Source organism: Acinetobacter sp. DMC2 (genome assembly GCF_056314305.1).
Map to the genome: position 1 here is coordinate 14,127 of NZ_JBQUYP010000009.1, position 16,513 is coordinate 30,639.

18 protein-coding genes are annotated in these 16,513 nt (G+C 38.8%); 16 read left to right on the forward strand and 2 right to left on the reverse strand.

Going from position 1 to position 16,513, the window contains the following annotated elements; all coding sequences use genetic code 11:
• Together filE and filF are read left to right on the forward strand one after the other, a co-directional pair.
• Positions 1 to 1,002 (forward strand): putative pilus assembly protein FilE (filE, locus tag ACT53H_RS17565; RefSeq protein ID WP_476009767.1); only part of this gene is annotated, 1,002 nt, incomplete at its 5' end.
• 12 nt (positions 1,003 to 1,014) lie between these two features.
• Complete coding sequence (gene filF / locus ACT53H_RS17570) at positions 1,015 to 3,015, forward strand: putative pilus system protein FilF (RefSeq protein ID WP_476009768.1); 2,001 nt, start codon at positions 1,015 to 1,017, stop codon at positions 3,013 to 3,015.
• 56 nt (positions 3,016 to 3,071) lie between these two features.
• Here the strand turns inward: filF and ACT53H_RS17575 are convergent, their stop codons facing one another.
• Positions 3,072 to 3,620 (reverse strand): NUDIX hydrolase, encoded by a 549-nt coding sequence (locus ACT53H_RS17575; protein WP_002115876.1) that lies wholly within the window; start codon positions 3,618 to 3,620, stop codon positions 3,072 to 3,074.
• Positions 3,621 to 3,734: 114 nt separating this feature from the next.
• On the opposite strand from ACT53H_RS17575, the gene ACT53H_RS17580 reads away from it, so the two are divergent.
• From ACT53H_RS17580 to fghA, 6 genes are all read left to right on the forward strand, one after another.
• Positions 3,735 to 4,364 (forward strand): CoA pyrophosphatase, encoded by a 630-nt coding sequence (locus tag ACT53H_RS17580; RefSeq protein ID WP_476009769.1) that lies wholly within the window; start codon positions 3,735 to 3,737, stop codon positions 4,362 to 4,364.
• Between the two features lie 19 nt (positions 4,365 to 4,383).
• Positions 4,384 to 4,911, forward strand: coding sequence for a gamma carbonic anhydrase family protein (locus ACT53H_RS17585; RefSeq protein ID WP_476009798.1), 528 nt, complete (start codon positions 4,384 to 4,386; stop codon positions 4,909 to 4,911).
• A 135-nt stretch (positions 4,912 to 5,046) separates the two neighbouring features.
• On the forward strand, positions 5,047 to 5,712 hold the full coding sequence (gene tsaB, locus ACT53H_RS17590) for a tRNA (adenosine(37)-N6)-threonylcarbamoyltransferase complex dimerization subunit type 1 TsaB (RefSeq protein ID WP_353157944.1): 666 nt from the start codon (positions 5,047 to 5,049) through the stop codon (positions 5,710 to 5,712).
• A 9-nt stretch (positions 5,713 to 5,721) separates the two neighbouring features.
• Positions 5,722 to 6,513: a class I SAM-dependent methyltransferase gene (locus ACT53H_RS17595; RefSeq protein ID WP_353157946.1), complete on the forward strand. Its 792-nt coding sequence runs from the start codon at positions 5,722 to 5,724 to the stop codon at positions 6,511 to 6,513.
• 136 nt (positions 6,514 to 6,649) lie between these two features.
• Positions 6,650 to 8,101, forward strand: coding sequence for a C13 family peptidase (locus ACT53H_RS17600; RefSeq protein ID WP_174758402.1), 1,452 nt, complete (start codon positions 6,650 to 6,652; stop codon positions 8,099 to 8,101).
• Positions 8,070 to 8,915, forward strand: a complete 846-nt coding sequence (gene fghA / locus ACT53H_RS17605; protein WP_353157948.1) for an S-formylglutathione hydrolase — start codon at positions 8,070 to 8,072, stop codon at positions 8,913 to 8,915. Before ACT53H_RS17600 ends, fghA begins: the two co-directional genes overlap by 32 nt.
• Here the strand turns inward: fghA and ACT53H_RS17610 are convergent, their stop codons facing one another.
• Positions 8,916 to 9,188 (reverse strand): DUF2218 domain-containing protein, encoded by a 273-nt coding sequence (locus ACT53H_RS17610; protein ID WP_004794449.1) that lies wholly within the window; start codon positions 9,186 to 9,188, stop codon positions 8,916 to 8,918.
• A 184-nt stretch (positions 9,189 to 9,372) separates the two neighbouring features.
• On the opposite strand from ACT53H_RS17610, the gene rpe reads away from it, so the two are divergent.
• From rpe to ACT53H_RS17650, 8 genes are all read left to right on the forward strand, one after another.
• Entirely contained in the window at positions 9,373 to 10,059 is a 687-nt protein-coding gene (rpe, locus tag ACT53H_RS17615) for a ribulose-phosphate 3-epimerase (RefSeq protein WP_004794447.1), read from the forward strand.
• A gap of 355 nt (positions 10,060 to 10,414) precedes the next feature.
• Complete coding sequence (locus ACT53H_RS17620; protein WP_476009770.1) at positions 10,415 to 11,236, forward strand: Cof-type HAD-IIB family hydrolase; 822 nt, start codon at positions 10,415 to 10,417, stop codon at positions 11,234 to 11,236.
• A 103-nt stretch (positions 11,237 to 11,339) separates the two neighbouring features.
• Positions 11,340 to 11,735 carry a hypothetical protein gene (locus ACT53H_RS17625; RefSeq protein ID WP_476009771.1) on the forward strand — a complete coding sequence of 132 codons (396 nt, stop codon included), beginning with the start codon at positions 11,340 to 11,342 and terminating at the stop codon, positions 11,733 to 11,735.
• Between the two features lie 41 nt (positions 11,736 to 11,776).
• Positions 11,777 to 13,714 (forward strand): copper resistance system multicopper oxidase, encoded by a 1,938-nt coding sequence (locus ACT53H_RS17630; RefSeq protein WP_476009772.1) that lies wholly within the window; start codon positions 11,777 to 11,779, stop codon positions 13,712 to 13,714.
• Positions 13,701 to 14,456 carry a copper resistance protein B gene (locus ACT53H_RS17635; RefSeq protein WP_001980129.1) on the forward strand — a complete coding sequence of 252 codons (756 nt, stop codon included), beginning with the start codon at positions 13,701 to 13,703 and terminating at the stop codon, positions 14,454 to 14,456. The genes ACT53H_RS17630 and ACT53H_RS17635 overlap by 14 nt, the downstream gene beginning before the upstream one ends.
• A gap of 28 nt (positions 14,457 to 14,484) precedes the next feature.
• Positions 14,485 to 15,480 (forward strand): cation efflux transmembrane domain-containing protein, encoded by a 996-nt coding sequence (locus tag ACT53H_RS17640; RefSeq protein WP_476009773.1) that lies wholly within the window; start codon positions 14,485 to 14,487, stop codon positions 15,478 to 15,480.
• Between the two features lie 149 nt (positions 15,481 to 15,629).
• Positions 15,630 to 15,950 carry a DMT family transporter gene (locus ACT53H_RS17645; RefSeq protein ID WP_174723966.1) on the forward strand — a complete coding sequence of 107 codons (321 nt, stop codon included), beginning with the start codon at positions 15,630 to 15,632 and terminating at the stop codon, positions 15,948 to 15,950.
• A gap of 12 nt (positions 15,951 to 15,962) precedes the next feature.
• Complete coding sequence (locus ACT53H_RS17650; RefSeq protein ID WP_016139173.1) at positions 15,963 to 16,442, forward strand: methylated-DNA--[protein]-cysteine S-methyltransferase; 480 nt, start codon at positions 15,963 to 15,965, stop codon at positions 16,440 to 16,442.
• Positions 16,443 to 16,513: the final 71 nt, after the last annotated feature.

Sequence of the window (16,513 nt, forward strand, 5' to 3'; positions counted from 1 at the left end):
GCACCAACTGCACCAACTGCACCAACTGCACCAACTGCACCAACTGCACCAACTGCACCAACTGCACCAACTGCACCAACTGCACCAACTATCTCGATAAATAAACAATCTACAGTTTCAAAACAAGTAAAACTCATTAAAGAAAAATCAGAAGTTATTGGTCAAAAGTCCACTTTAGAAACTAGTAAAGAAAAAACAGTAATAAAGGATTCTGCTTCCCAACAAAAGATTGAAGAAAAAGCAGAATCGAATTCAGTTCAAACCTTGTCTAAGAATGTCGTTACTTCAATAACACCAGTAGCACCAAAAAAGGATGAGACGAAGTACACTACCATTGATGGAGTGGAATACGTCAATAATGAATATTTAGAAAATCAAGAATTTAATCTAGAAGGTAAAAAACGTTTTTATATTATGCCTGATGGGTTAGGCCGAACCGAATCTATTGAGCGCAAAAAAGGTGTTAGTCAGTCTATCCTCGATAATGTATTAAACCGATCACGAGAAGATCAAATTTCCCCTGTTGTATTGGCACCTACATATTTACGACTTTCACAACAAGAATTGGCAAATACTTTTGAAAATGATTTGTGTTTTATTAAAGGTTATAACAAATCAATTAAAAAGCTAAGCCAGAATAAAGAAGTTGGGTTATGGCCGAGAAAACCTCTTAAAGAAAAATTTGAATATGAAGTCGTAAAAGTAGATTCTTCTATTAAGAATATACAGGTAGCTTCCTATGCTACAACCAATGATAAGCCTGTATATTATTGGCCCCTCGCTGTTTTCTTGGACGATAAGGGGTGTGTTATAGAAGGTGCTAGTGGTTTTAAAAGTAAGTCGTATCCTGCGACAATTTTACAACATGCATCGATTTTAGGTGTTTTACAGCTGCCGGAACGTACACACTATATTATGTTAACGCCTTTATCTTCTGCTGTGGATATGCCGGATCAAGAACTATCTAATCAGGGACAAATTAAAATTTCGGTATTACGTTAAAAATAAATAGGAATGATGATGAGTAAAAATTTTTTATTACCTTTTGCATTATCCACATTGGCAATTGTATTAAATGGTTGCGGTGGTGGTGGCTCAACAATTAATGAAGATCCTACCCAAGGTGGTGGTACGATTCCGACCACTAATTTGGATTGTAAAGCAACAGATGAAACCTGTCTGAATTTTGAATTAAATTATCCAATAGCAGGTTTGAATTTCGACTGTAGTTTATCTCCGAATCAGCGTTATATTACTAAATTGGTTGGTAACTCGGTTGGCGGTGCTTGTAGTATTAGTGGCAGTAAATCAGATGAAACAATTACGCTTTATCTACAAGGTAGCAATACTCACAAGATTGCGTTAGGTACGATAAAACTTGATACATTAGGAAAATACGGAACAACACATTTAACAGTTTTGGATATGGCAACGGCATTAACTGGTCAGCCTCCTGCTTCAATGAGTAACGCTGATCCAACTATTAAAGTAGCTATGGCTTTAGTTAAGTTATTCCAAAGTATTGGTGTTGAACGTGGCGATAATGTGGTAGGTGATTTACAACCAACCCAATTTACTCAAGATAAGAAAAATCTGTTGACTAGTTTGACACAAGATATAACTGCAACAGAATGGAAGAATGGGCAATATGTAACCCTTCTAAAACCTTGGTTAGATGTAAGTAAAGTGTCTGATGCTCAAGCTTATGCACTCGTAGCTCAAGTCACAAACTTAGCAAATGCTGCATTATTTCAAGCAAATGAAGCGACTTATGCGGGTATTGTAGATCCTACTAGTTCACCGTTACCGCTGGGTTTTTATGGCTGTAATCAGGCATTAGCAGATTGCTTTAATAAATCTACCACTAATTTACGTCATATGATGGCTAACATGTTCATGTTGACTGACCGTGAAGGTTATGCAATGGGTTACGGTCTGCAATGGCGTGGTGATGCTACTTTATATAAAGATAAGGACGGAAACGTGACTGGTGTTGCTCCACCAGTTTTATTGTGGACTAAAGCAAAACCAATGCAAATGCTTGTTGCTCCCCAACAAAATGGTTGGCTTAACCCAATTTCAAAAGATATTCAATCGACTCAACCCTTACGTTTAAGCGTTGATAGCAATGCAAATAATGATTTGCAAATCTATCAAGGTAAGTTTATGAACGATTATGCTGTTGCGGGAAGTGAAGGTTTTTATAAACAGCTAACACGCTCGACGACAGGAAATATTCAGCATTATGGTTTATGGCGTCAAACAGTAGGCACAGAAAACTATAAGGGTTCACTTGATATTATTAAAGCCAATCCTATTAGTTATCTTGGAAAAGAAATTTTTAAAACAGCAGCTAACGTGAGTTCTGGTCAACGCTATGTCTTCCCATTATATGCGACTTTGACATTCCGATTTGATACTACTGGGATAGCTCCTATCGATTTAGGCATTGTCGTTGATGAAAAAGGAAATATTCGTACGGATATTAAACCAAATGCAACTGCAACCGATATGTCTGGTCAATGTGCAACAGTAACAGACAACAGCTTAATTGATAGTAATGGTGTGCAACAATACCGACTTGGTACTACTGGCGGAACAGAGTCATCGGATAGTGATAGCTCTATTACTGTTCGTATGATTTTATCGAATCCTCAGCTAGGTAACCTTAATGGGATTTTGATGGGGCTTAACTCTGTGGTGAGACAGGATACTAATCCGGATGATAATGTAAATGATTCAATTTCGGTAAATGGAGCCAAGATTAACCTCTATAACTTATTAGCAGGTCAAAACAGCAGTAATAGTATTAATTTAAGTGATTATGAAAACAAGACTGCACGTTGGATTAACCTTTATGCTTTCTATCAAGCTGTTTATAATAATATTAAGGATATTAGCCCAGCACCAACAGATGCAGAAAAAGCTTTGGCTCAACGCTTGTCTGGCACGGTGTCTATTAAACTAGCCAATCAGTCTATTCCAGCTTGTAATGCGATTAAGACCAAGTCTTAAAAATAAAAGACAAATAAAAAAGACCGCTTAGCGGTCTTTTTTATTTGTTTAATTGATTAACCCGTATGGTCTAAACGCGTACCCAAAGTTTCAAGATGTGTTGGGAAAACTTGTTTCTTACGATCTTCAAAATAGTGTCTCAATGTATGTTCGACACTAGGGAAGGCAAGTTCACCCCATGGAATTTCATGCTCTTCAAACAGACGACTCTCGATACTTTCTTCACCTGCACCAAAAATGCCATCTTTCAGCTGTGCTTTGAAAAGTACATAAATTTGACCAATGCGAGGAATATTGTACATACAGTACAGTTGTTCTATTTCTATCTCGGCTTCTGCTTCTTCACGAGTTTCGCGTGCTGCACCTTGTTCCATGGTTTCGAACAATTCCATATAGCCAGCAGGCAAAGTCCATAAACCATAACGGGGTTCAATCGCACGACGACAGAGTAATACTTTGTCTTCCCATAACGCTAAGGCACCGCAGATTACTTTGGGGTTTTCATAGTGAATATTTCCACAATGAGTACAAACACGGCGTACTTTATGATCACCTAAAGGAATTTTTTGTTCGGTTTTATGCCCACACGCTACACAGAAACTCATAATTATCATCGAGTATAGAGATGCCTCAGCATAACTGAATTTTTAGACTTACGCATCAACTCTATTCCCTAAGTTTGATTTTCAGATATGATGCAAAGAGATAGAAAATAATAGGTGAATGGTATGGAAGAGCACTTGCTAACACAAAAGTTACAGCAAAGATTGCGCTTTTCCACCCGCATACAAGAAGCACAAGCAGCAGTGCTGATTGCAATTACGAATGAAAATGATCCAAAGGTACTGCTTACACGCCGTTCAATACATATGAACAACCATGCGGGGGAAGTTTCTTTTCCGGGTGGAAAGCGTGATCCTAGTGATACCAGTAATATTGTTGTAGCGTTAAGAGAAGCTCAGGAAGAGACAGCTTTAAATCCGTTTGATGTGCAGCTGTTAGGTGATTTGCCGATGCAGCGTGCAAGAAGCGGTTTGTCTGTAAAACCGATTGTTGGGCTTATTCCTCCAGAGGTGACTTTAATACCTCAGCCTACCGAAATTGATCGAATTTTCTTTGTCCCGTTACAACAACTTATAGAGACGCGTCCAATACCCTATGAAGTTCGATATGCCCATCAGTCTTTATATTTTCCAAGCTTACAAATTGATAATGAAATCATTTGGGGTTTAACTGCTCGTATGTTAGTTGCTCTGTTTAAATATGGATTGGGTTATCAAAAAGATTGGCCATTTTTACTCAACTCGCCAACCTTTGGAATGCCAAAGTTTTCTCATAAGAATAAGTGATCAGGATTGATAAATTATGATGTATAGCTATCAAGGACAGCACCCAAAAGCCTTACATGAACCATGGGATGGTTGGGTTGCTCCAACAGCAACGCTAATTGGACAAGTAGAGTTAGGGCGTCAAGTCAGCATTTGGTTTGGAGCTGTAGTACGTGCCGATAACTGTGTAGTTCGAATTGGTGATTTCTCCAATATTCAAGAAAATTCTGTACTACATACCGATGCTGGGCTTGAATTAAATATTGGTGAATATGTCACAGTCGGGCATAAAGTCATGCTGCATGGTTGTACGATTGGTGATAATAGTTTAATTGGTATGAACGCCGTAATTTTAAATCGGGTTGTGATTGGTAAAAATTGTATTATCGGTGCTAATGCTTTAATTCCTGAAGGGAAGGTGATTCCAGATAATTCAGTGGTGATGGGTTCACCTGGCAAAATTGTCAAAACTTTAGACGAAGATGGCGCTGCAAAAATACGTTTGAGTGCATTGCATTATGCTGAGCACTTTAAGAACTATGCAGATTTAAAAGAATTCCACTTTTAAGTCTTTTTTAGAAAAATATTTTTATGCCAAGCACAAGCTTGGCATTTTTATTTAGAGAGAGAACAACTCGCCTATCAGAGCCGAGTGGGGTATCATAACCCTCGTTTTTAATCTGAATTAATACTAAGGTTGTGCATGAAATTGCTGGCGTTGGAAACTGCAAATGAGCAGTGTTCTATTTCATTAGTCGATGAAACCCAAGAACTGTTTTTTCAACTCGATACGCGGGCGAAAGCACAAACCCAGACCATTTTGCCCATGATTGAGCAGGGGCTACAACAAACAGGTCTTGAGGTTGCTGGTCTAGATGCGATTGCCTTTAGCCGCGGGCCAGGTTCTTTTAGTGGTGTTCGAATTAATGCAGCTGTGACTCAGGCGTTGGCATGGTCACAAGATTTACCCGTTATTCCTGTTTCGAGTTTGCAAGCTTTAGCTCAAGCGGCATACCGACTTGAAGGTTTGAAACAAGTGACTGCGGTTCTCGATGCTCGTATGAACGAAGTTTACATTGCAAGTTATGTTCTAGATGAGCAAGGGATTATGCAATGTATTGATGAAGAAAAATTAATGGGTTACGAGCCAGCAGCAGCTTACGCAAAACATTGCTTAATTGGTTCTGGCGCAAAACTACTTCAAGCTGATGCAGATCATCAAACAATCACTGCAACTGCACAAGACATTGCTTCTATTGCACGTGTTTATGTAGAAGAAAAGCAGTGGGTTGATGCTGAATATGCTTTGCCAGTTTATTTACGTGATGATGCATGGAAAAAAATAGCAGATCAGGGTAAAGCAAAATAAAGGCTAATCATGCACATATATTTTGAAGTAGATTTTCAAGAACAAGCACAGCACTACCAAGCTGTGCTTTGTTCTAGAGGTGTGACTGTAGATTTGCAGTTAGTTGAAAAGCTGAATGCACGTTTTCTGCGTTTAAATCCTGAGTTGGCACTTTGTGTGGATGAAAATGGGCTATGGTTATCTGCAAATGGCATGAAAATGCAGCCCGACTGGAAGGCCGAAATTTCCCGTTTAAAACGTGCAAGTCTTAAATCAGAAATGATTGCTCGGGCTTGTCAGTTAGGTGAAAAACCAATATTGGTTGATGCTACAGCAGGCTTAGGCCATGACAGCTTACTCATGGCTTATTTAGGCGCACAAATACAATTGGTTGAGCGCCATCCAATTTTATTTACCTTACTTGAAGATGCAAAAGCACAAGCTGAAAAAGACAGCTTTTTAAGCCAGTTTATGGATCGGATTCAACTGATCTTTGCTGACTCTGCAAGTTATTTACAACAGTTACAGCAAACAGCTCAACTGGTTGATGTGGTTTATCTAGATCCGATGTTTCCACAGCGTGACCAGAATCACCAAGCCATCAAAAAACAAGCTCAAGTTAAAAAACAGATGCAGCTTTTACATCTTCTTTTACCCGAAGATGGTGAGATGGATTTGGGGGATAATTTGCTGGTTTTGGCACAGAAAGTTGCTAAACGTGTAGTCGTTAAACGACCGCGCCATGCTATTTTCTTGGCGAATCAAGAGCCAGCTCATCAATGGCAAGGAGATGCTTGTCGTTTTGATGCGTATTTTCAGTAGGCTTATGTAAGGTTAGGTTTTATTGCTTGAATAATGCACAAATATATGTGATATAGTTCAAAAGCATGATTGCTAAAATTCTTAGCAGGCATACACTTAAGATGCCTGACAAAAACGAAATTTTTGAAAACCTTTTATGATTGATCTTAAACCCTCCATTAACTTTTGGCATGATTTTAAAAGCAACCAAATTGCCGGAATGTGGCTGTTTTTGGGATCAAGACGTTCTCTACAAATTGTACATCCATCTATTCTTCAGCTTATTGTTTGGGGAATATTAGGGGGGTGTACTAACTCTCTGTATAGCTGGCTTGTGGCTGGCCAAATCGGTGATTTCAATTCACAAGGTTTAATTGGTTATGCACTTTGGCCGTTTATTGCCTTAATTGTCGGTATTTTCTTATCCCAGCGCACCAACCAACCTCGTTTAATGCTAGTACCTGCTTTACTTTGGTTGGTTCTAGATACAAATATTTTATTAATTCAATGTTTAATTCAGTATTTGGGTTCTAATGGTTATCTCAACTTTATTCCCGATGCTATTTATAACGGAATTTTACCGAGCTTATTTGTAGCTTTGTTTGTGTGGCAAAGTTTAGCGGTGATTTGGGTTTTCTCACGCGAACTTAAGTGGCCTTGGTGGGAACGTGCACTTGTCATGGTTGCAACTATTGCAACGATGGTGGTGTGGCAACTTTCTGTAAAAGACCAACCGATTTGGAAGGTAGAAGATTCTGCTCCAACGTTTGCTGAAGATGCTTTTTATGCTCAAAGTAAACTATTAAATGATTCTTTGGAGCAAGTCCAATATGGTGAGCAGGCAAAAAGTCATTGGTATTTTTTAGGTGTTGCTGGCGATAGTTACCAAGATGTTTTTAAATCGGAAGTGGTCCGTATTAAAGAACAGTTTGATACACGTTTCGGAACGATTGGACGTTCGATGATGCTAGTTAATAACCCAGACACCCGTACAGAAATTCCAATTGCCTCTAAAACCAGTATCGAGTTAGCGTTACGCCGTATGGGGCAGCAAATGAACCGTGATAGTGATGTCCTATTTCTATATATGACTTCACACGGTGAACAGAATCACTTCGAAATTGAAAATGCACCATTAGATTTAGGGCAAGTAGACCCGAAATGGTTGCGTGAAACACTTGATAAATCCGGTATTCGCTGGCGCGTGATTGTTATCTCAGCTTGCTATTCAGGAAGCTTTATTCCTGCTTTACAGTCTCCTGATACTTTAATTATTACTGCATCTGCCGCTGATAAAACTTCTTTTGGATGTAATAACGAAGCTGACTATACCTATTTCGGTCGAGCTTTCTTTGATTTGGCTATGCGAGAGCAATCGTCGATGAAAGATTCGTTTAACACAGCTAAGCAAACAGTAACTAAATGGGAAGTGGCTCAAGGTGTTGAACCTTCTGAGCCTCAGTGGATGATTGGTAAAAATATGGAACTTATGCTACCTCAATTGGAAAAGTATCTATTTCCTCAGCAAAATACAGGTAGTGTAGATATTGCTCAAACAAGAACAGAGGCTAAAAACGATGCAACTCCTGCAAAAAAACCGCTGCTTTGAGGGTGAGCAGCGTATATACCAATTTGAATCTTCTTATTTAAAGGGACCAGCGAAGTTTGGTGTTTATTTACCCCCAGCAGCTTTAGAAGGTAAAGCTTGCTCAACTCTATTTTACTTAGCTGGATTAACGTGTACTGAAGAAACCTTTGCCATAAAAGCACATGCGCAACATATGGCAGCACAACTCAGCTTAATATTGATTACCCCAGACACTTCTCCTCGTGGAGAACAAGTCGCAGCAGGGGATCATTGGGATATTGGGCAAGGTGCAGGCTTTTATATTAATGCTACACAAGTACCGTGGTCTGAGCATTATCAAATGGAAAGTTATTTAATTGATGAGTTATATCCACTCATTTTAAAAAGCTTTCCTGTAAATGCTCAACAAGTCGGTATTTTTGGGCACTCAATGGGTGGTCACGGTGCATTAACTTTAGCGTTTAAATATCCAGAAAAGTTTAAGTCGGTATCTGCATTTGCTCCGATCTGTGCACCAACTGAATGTGCATGGGGAGACAAAGCCTTTAGCCATTATTTAGGTGCAGACCGCGAAAGCTGGTTGGCTCATGATGCCACAGCGTTGGTCTCAAAAAATGGGGCAGTATTTGACGAAATTTTGGTTGATCAGGGATCAGATGACCAATTTTATGAACAACTTCACCCTGAAAAATTTAAGCAAGCATGTTTAAAAGCGGGACAGCCTTTAACTTTAAGACAACATGCTGGCTATGATCATGGTTATTACTTTATTCAAACCTTTATGGATGAGCACTTACAGTTTCATGCAATCCAGTTAGAAAAGGTTGGTGGCTAATTAGTGCTGCCACTCCACCTGAAATTCTTGTTGAGCCATACGGTTTAGATGATCAAGGACAACTTTTTCTAAGTGGTCGTGGTCATCTAACTGGCTATCAATAGCAACATTTAACTGCTCTGTTTCTGGTGCAAGTGTAATCGTTGCTGTAGGCATTAAGATTTTAAAGTCTTGTTCCGTTTCTTGTACTTCGAACTTGTGTTTCCAATGATTAACCAGACGTTTTGCAATGCGTTTTCCATCGTTTGTTAATAGATAGGTTGTGCTTTTCATTATCAATCCTCACATTGGTTTAATGTACCTTAACAAATTCGTTTAGACGTTAGCATTCTATTGTTGCAACGTTACGTTGCAAGTTTGAAATGTTGTCATTTAAGCAAGCAAGGGCAGGTCAAATAGGTTCTTTTTTGTTATAATTTCCAGCCTCTCCTTAAATTTTTAGCCAGGTCATCCACCTATGTCCAAGCCTTACTTGATTGCTCCTTCTATTTTATCTGCCGATTTTGCTCGTTTAGGTGAAGATGTAGACAAAGTGTTAGCCGCAGGTGCCGATGTAGTACATTTTGATGTGATGGATAATCACTATGTTCCAAATTTAACTTTTGGTGCTGGTGTATGTAAGGCTTTAAAAAATTATGGGATTACAGCTCCTGTTGATGTGCATCTGATGGTATCTCCAGTTGACCGAATTATTGGAGACTTTTTGGAAGCGGGTGCAGATATTATTACGTTCCATCCAGAAGCATCGCACCACATCGATCGTTCATTACAGTTGATTAAGTCAGGTGGTGCTAAAGCAGGTTTAGTCTTTAACCCAGCAACGCCGTTGCACTATTTGGATTATGTACTTGATAAAGTTGATCAAATTTTAATAATGAGTGTAAACCCAGGTTTTGGTGGACAAAAGTTCATTCCAATGACATTAGAAAAGTTGCGTGAAGCTCGTAAAATTATCGATGCAAGTGGTCGTGATATTCGTTTAGAAGTGGATGGTGGTGTTGGTCCTGCAAATATCCGTGAAATTGCAGAAGCTGGGGCAGATATGTTTGTTGCAGGTTCAGCAATTTTTGGCCAACCAGATTATAAAGTTGTGATTGATCAAATGCGTGCAGAACTTGCAAAAGTAGGTAGCGTAGACGCTTAAAAAAGATATTGATCTGAGAATAAGCTTGTGGATAACTTTGTTTATAACTGTATGGATAACTGTGTTGATAACCGTATGGATAAGATGTTGGTAAAATAAACAAAATTAGATCAACCGTTTATTCTCTAGACAAAAATGATGAAAAAAGAACGTTTTGGCGTTCTTTTTTTATGCGCACTGTATATTTTATTATCTGTTTTTTTATTAAGCTTTACTAAAAACTAACCTGTGTAAAAAACGATATGGCTCTGTGTAAAACTTTTTGTGAATAGTTCGGTATAAAACTGTAAAAGTGTCATGAAAAATAAAGCTAAATTTGTTTTAATAAGATTTTAGTCAGAGATTTAGATAATTAATGTCGATAAAAATTTTAGCGGTAGATATGGATGGGACTTTTCTTAATTCTAAGAAGCAGTACAACAAAACACGTTTTTTAAATCAGTACGAACAATTAAAACGAAATAATATTCATTTTGTGGTCGCAAGTGGAAACCAACTCGCAAAGCTTATTACCTATTTCCCAGAAATTAGTCATGAAATTACTTTTATTGCAGAAAATGGTGCGCACGTTGTAGATGCAGGACAAGAGTTAGCATTTGCTCATTTAAGCCAAGAACAATTTACTGAAATTTTAAAAGCGATTGACTCTACATATATTTCTAAAATGGTCATTTGTGGGAAACAAAGTGCTTATGTACATCGCAGTATGAACGCAGAGGACTATGCCAAAGTCGCTCGATATTTTGAAAAGCTGGCAGTTGTAGATGACTTTTATGCACTAGATGACTTGGTATGTAAAATTACCTTTACTGCTGATGAAAATGAAAGTTTTGCAATTTTTGAACATTTCCAGAAGCAAAGTTTTGTGAAAGATAAAGTCTTAGTACCTGTTTCAAGTGGTTTTAATTTTATTGATTTAATCCTTCCAGACCAACATAAAGCCCATGGTTTAAAGCTATTACTACAAAAATGGCAGGTTGAACCTGATCAGGTAGTCGCGATTGGTGATAACAATAATGATATTCAGATGATTAAAGCTGTGGGGTATGGGTTTGCAGTTGAAAATGCAGTAGAAGCTTTGAAAGCAGTAGCCCCTTATACCACTGTAAGTAATGAGCAAGAAGGTGCATTACAGGTAATTGATTTAGTGCTTCAGCATCAATCACCATTTGCTTAATTACTTTAAAACAAACAGTTAAGATTGAAAATTGTATCTGTTTGAAAACTTGGTTATGCTAATGGGGTTAAGATGACTCATCGGCTCTAGGCGATAAACCACAATGGCTCTACAACACTTACGCAAGTATGCTTGGTTTGTGTTCCTAATGACTTTGGTCATTGGGTGGAGTGGTGTGTCTATTGCACAGACGCCTATGCAACATGATCTTCATACTATGCCGTGTCATAGTGAAAAATCTTCGCATAACAATATGCATACTCAAGCAAATGATCAGACCGTATGTCATCAAAAGATGACCCAGTCTCTTCATTCGCATGGTGAGCATTGTCAGGACTGTAACCCAGTCCATTGCCAAATGGTAAATTTGGCTCTGCAGCAAGCTGTACCTGACGTTGAATCCCCACTTATTCCTATTTCATATCAATTTAGCAGTATTTATCAGGCTCAACATTTAGCCGGATACTGGCAAGAAATTTTACGTCCTCCCAAAGCTTGATCCTTATTTACTTATTTTTTTAATTAAAAAGGATTACAGCAATGTCTCATAAAACGATTAGCAGCTTAGTCGCTGTATTTGGGCTATTGGTTTCACCATGGTCACTCGCAGCAATTAAGGAATATCACCTTAATATTAATGAACAACCGGTCAATGTTACGGGCCAACCGTTAAAACGAATTACCGTAAATGGAAAATTTACAGCACCACTCCTTGAGTTTGAGGAGGGGGATGAAGCTGTTATTCATGTTCATAATCAGCTAAAGAATCAAGATACGTCTTTGCATTGGCATGGATTGTTACTACCAGGGTTAATGGATGGCGTACCTGGTTTTAATAATTTCAAAGGAATTGCGCCAAACGGAGATTTTGTTTACCGCTTTAAGGTGAAACAAAACGGCACTTATTGGTATCACGCCCATAGCAAAGGCCAAGAGCAAGATGGTTTATATGGGCCACTTGTGATTTACCCGAAAGGGAAAATACCCGTAGCTGCACATGAAAAAACGGATCGTGATTATGTGGTGATGCTTTCAGATTTTCATAATTCTTCTAGCGATAGCATTATGAAGAATTTGAAGAAATCTGCTGAGTATTATCAAAACCGCCGTGAAACCGTATCTGATGTTTTGAAGCAAGTTAAAACACAAGGCTTAAAAGCAACTTGGCAAGATCGTTCGATGTGGAATCAAATGCGGATGTTAAAAACCGATATGTCTGATGTGACGGGCTATACCTTCTTAGTCAACGGCAAAACACCGCAGCAAAACTGGACAGCTAACTTTAAAGCTGGTGATAAGGTTCGATTACGATTTATTAATGCATCAGCGATGTCATTTTTTGATGTCAGAATTCCAAATTTGAAAATGACTGTTGTGAGTGCAGACGGGCAGCCAGTTAAGCCAGTTGCAATTGACGAGTTCCGTATTGGTACAGCCGAAACCTACGATGTCATTGTAGAACCTACGCAATCAAATTATCAGATTGAAGCAGAGTCTATTGACCGCAGTGGTTTTGCCATTGGGACTTTGCATAATGAAAATGCGCAGGCTGTAGGGCCAATTCAAATACCGCAGCCACGTCCACGTGCTTTGTTAACTATGGATGATATGGGCATGAGTCATGGTGATGGGGGCGTTGATGAACATGTTGGCCATCAAATGAACACGCAACATGACATGTCGGCTATGCCTGAAATGAAAAAAGAGGCGAGCCATGCTAATCATGATTCTACAATGATGAACATGGATCATGACATGAAAAATATGGCATCTGGCGAACATGATCATTCCATGATGCAAATGAAGCATGACATGTCAGCGATGCCTGAAATGAAGCATGATATGCAGGCAATGTCAGCTAGCGAGCATGACCACGCTATGATGAATATGAATCATGAGAGGCCTGCGCAATCTGAGAATAAGCCTAAAAAGGATGAACCCGTTTATGGCTGGGCAAATGCTTCGACACCAGCGGGTATGAAAGCACTGCAATATAGTGATTTGCAATCCTTAACACCTCAGCCAGACACGCGTGCACCAGAACGTGAATTAGTTATTCGTTTAGGTGGCAACATGGAGCGTTATATCTGGACCATTAATGGCAAAAAATTTAGCGAAGCTGAGCCATTACAAGTTAAGTATGGCGAACGTATTCGCTTGAAGTTTGTGAATGACAGCATGATGGCCCACCCAATGCATTTACATGGCATGTTTATGCAATTAGAAAATGGCCAACAAGCTGAAAACTTACCAAATAAACATACTCTTATTGTTCCACCAGGAAAAACCGTTACTGCGTTATTGACAGCTGATGCCTTAGGCGAATGGGCGATTCATTGCCATCTGCTTTATCACATGAGTGCTGGAATGATGAATAAGTTGATTGTGGCTCAAGTGAATGATGGACAACAACCTGCTCAAGCTCAATCACCTGTTCAATCTGAAAATGAGAAAGGAGCTAGTCATGCGCATCACTAAGTTATTTTCTCAAATGTTATATTGCGGTGCTTTTTCGAGCATATCAGTATTTACTTTTGCTCAAGAGCCTTTAACTCATGATCATTTACGTGAACATGGCGGACAGGTTTATCAAGCAACAAAAATTGATACTGGCTGGACTCAAAATGAAGAAGGAGAAGGTAGTTTTTCTTCTGAATTAGAAACTTGGGTGGGAACGGATGAAAATAAATTGTTCATTAAAGCCCACGTTGAAAAAGCCGAGTCAGAAGATGCCAATTATGGCGGTTCAGTACTTTATAGTCGAAATGTAGCTGACTATTGGGATGTACAGGCCGGTGTAAACTACGAACGTTTGCAACGGGAAGATGAAAAGCAAGATCGTTGGGCTGGTGTTGTGGGTTTACATGGCATGGCACCTTACTTTTTTGAAACCGATGCATATCTTTATGCAGGTGAAGACCAGCTATGGAAGTTAAGTTTAGAAACGGAAAGGGACTTGCTCTTTACCCAAAAGTTAATTGGTAAACCTTATTTAAAAGCAGATGTCGTTTTGCAAGATGAATCTCGCTATGCAAGTAAAACAGGTTTATCAAGTTTACAAGCTGGTTTTCAAACCCGTTATGAAATCAACAAAAAGGTCATGCCATTTGTTGATGTTGGTTACCGTTATGAAAAAGGTTTAAAACAAACTGCTTGGCAAACTGGAACCGACTCCGAACATGGTTGGTATTATGGAGCTGGGTTAACACTAAAATTCTAATTGCCGAACAAAAAGTAAGCTTAAACATATGCCATTGGTTTATACTAATGGCATTGTTTTTTGTGTCAGTTATGGTGCAAAGATGGCTTTAGAAAAACAAGAGAATCAAATACATTTAAGTAAAAATAGCTCTAACTGCGGATGCTCAAGCATGTCATCTCAGGAGTGTTTCACGCCTAGTGAACCTGTGACTAAAAAGAGTCAATGGGTAAGTTATTATCATATTCCCCGCATGGATTGTGCAGCCGAAGAGCAAATGGTGCGGATGGCTTTAGCCTCTTACACTGACGATATTCAAGAACTTCATTTTGATTTGCCTGCACGCCATTTAGCGATTTATCACAGTCTTCAAGCTGAAAGGATTACTCAAAGTTTACAGCGTTTAGGATTAGGAGCCGAGTTACAACAAACACAGCCACATTATGAACCTGTTGAAAAACCTAAAAAGGTTCGACCAAGTACTTCAACGAATGCAGCACAAAAACAAGTTTTACAATGGTTGTTACTGATTAATGGGGTCATGTTTGTTATTGAGTTAATGGCAGGTATTATTGCTTCATCGACAGGATTAATCGCTGATTCACTCGATATGTTTGCCGATGCTGCAATTTATGGCATTGCTTTATTTGTGGTAGGTAAAAATCTAAATGCACAATTAAAGGCTGCGCATCTTTCTGGATGGTTCCAGTTCGGCTTAGCCATAATTGTGTTAATTGATGTGTTGCGCCGTTTTATTTACGGCAGTGAACCCGTTTCAATTCTCATGATTTTAATTGGTGGATTGGCTCTTGCAGCCAATATTAGTTGCCTTTATTTAATGAGAGACCATAAAGAGAGTGGGGCACATATGAAGGCGAGTTATATCTTTTCTGCAAATGATGTCATTGTAAACTTAGGTGTCATTGTCGCGGGAATATTGGTTGCCATTACTGGCTCTCCTTATCCTGATTTAATGATTGGATTAATTATTGTTTTGTTCGTTTTAAATGGCGCACGAAAAATTTTACAGTTAAAAAACGAATAATATTTTCTAAAACAGGCAAGCTTTAGATAGGGTTTGCCTTCATTTTTTATTTTAAAGTAAACTGAGTCCTCACATAAAGGAGGAACGGCCTCCCCCATATTGGGTAATCATGTCGGGACGACCTGACACTATAAAAATTAGTGAATGTTATGGCTTGGGCTATTTTAATTTTAGCAGGTGTATTTGAAATCATTTGGGCATATTCTATGAAAATGTCCGAAGGTTTTACCCGTTTAACCCCTAGTATTATTACCGTAGTTTTTATGATTTTGAGTGTAGTTCTACTTTCAATTTCAATGAAAACGTTACCCCTTGGCACTGCCTATACGGTTTGGACAGGCATTGGCGCAATTGGGTCATTTTTAGTCGGTATTTTCTTTCTTCATGAGCCTGTTGGTGCTATGCGAATGATTGCCGCTGTCTTGATTGTGTCTGGTTTGGTTTTAATGAAAATTTCATCTCCGTCCTAAGAGAATAAAACTATGTTGCTGTCTTATAAGTATATCAATTCGCCTGTTGGGCAATTAAAGCTGGTTGCGAATGAAAATGCTTTGGTGGCAATACTCTGGGACAATGAAAATCCAAAACGTGTTCGACTGGCCGAGCTAGTCGAACAACTTGAACATCCAGTTTTATTAAAGACCGAACAACAATTAAAAGAATATTTTGAAGGTAAACGCCGTGAGTTTACATTACCACTAGATTTCGAGGGGACTGCATTTCAAAAGCAGGTCTGGTCTGCTTTATTGACCATTCCTTATGGTGAAACAAGAAGTTATAAAGATATTGCTGTTCAAATTGGTAATGAAAAAGCGGTGAGAGCAGTTGGCGCGGCAAATGGCAAAAACCCAATTTCAATTATTGCACCTTGTCACAGAGTCATTGGTGCGGGCGGTGCTTTAGTGGGTTTTGCTGGCGGACTTGATAAGAAAGATATTTTATTAAAACTAGAGCAACAATGAGCCTTTTTTGCGCTCGATTTTTTTAGACTTTTCTACTAAGCTGTCCTCTATGATATTTCATGAAGAAAGTG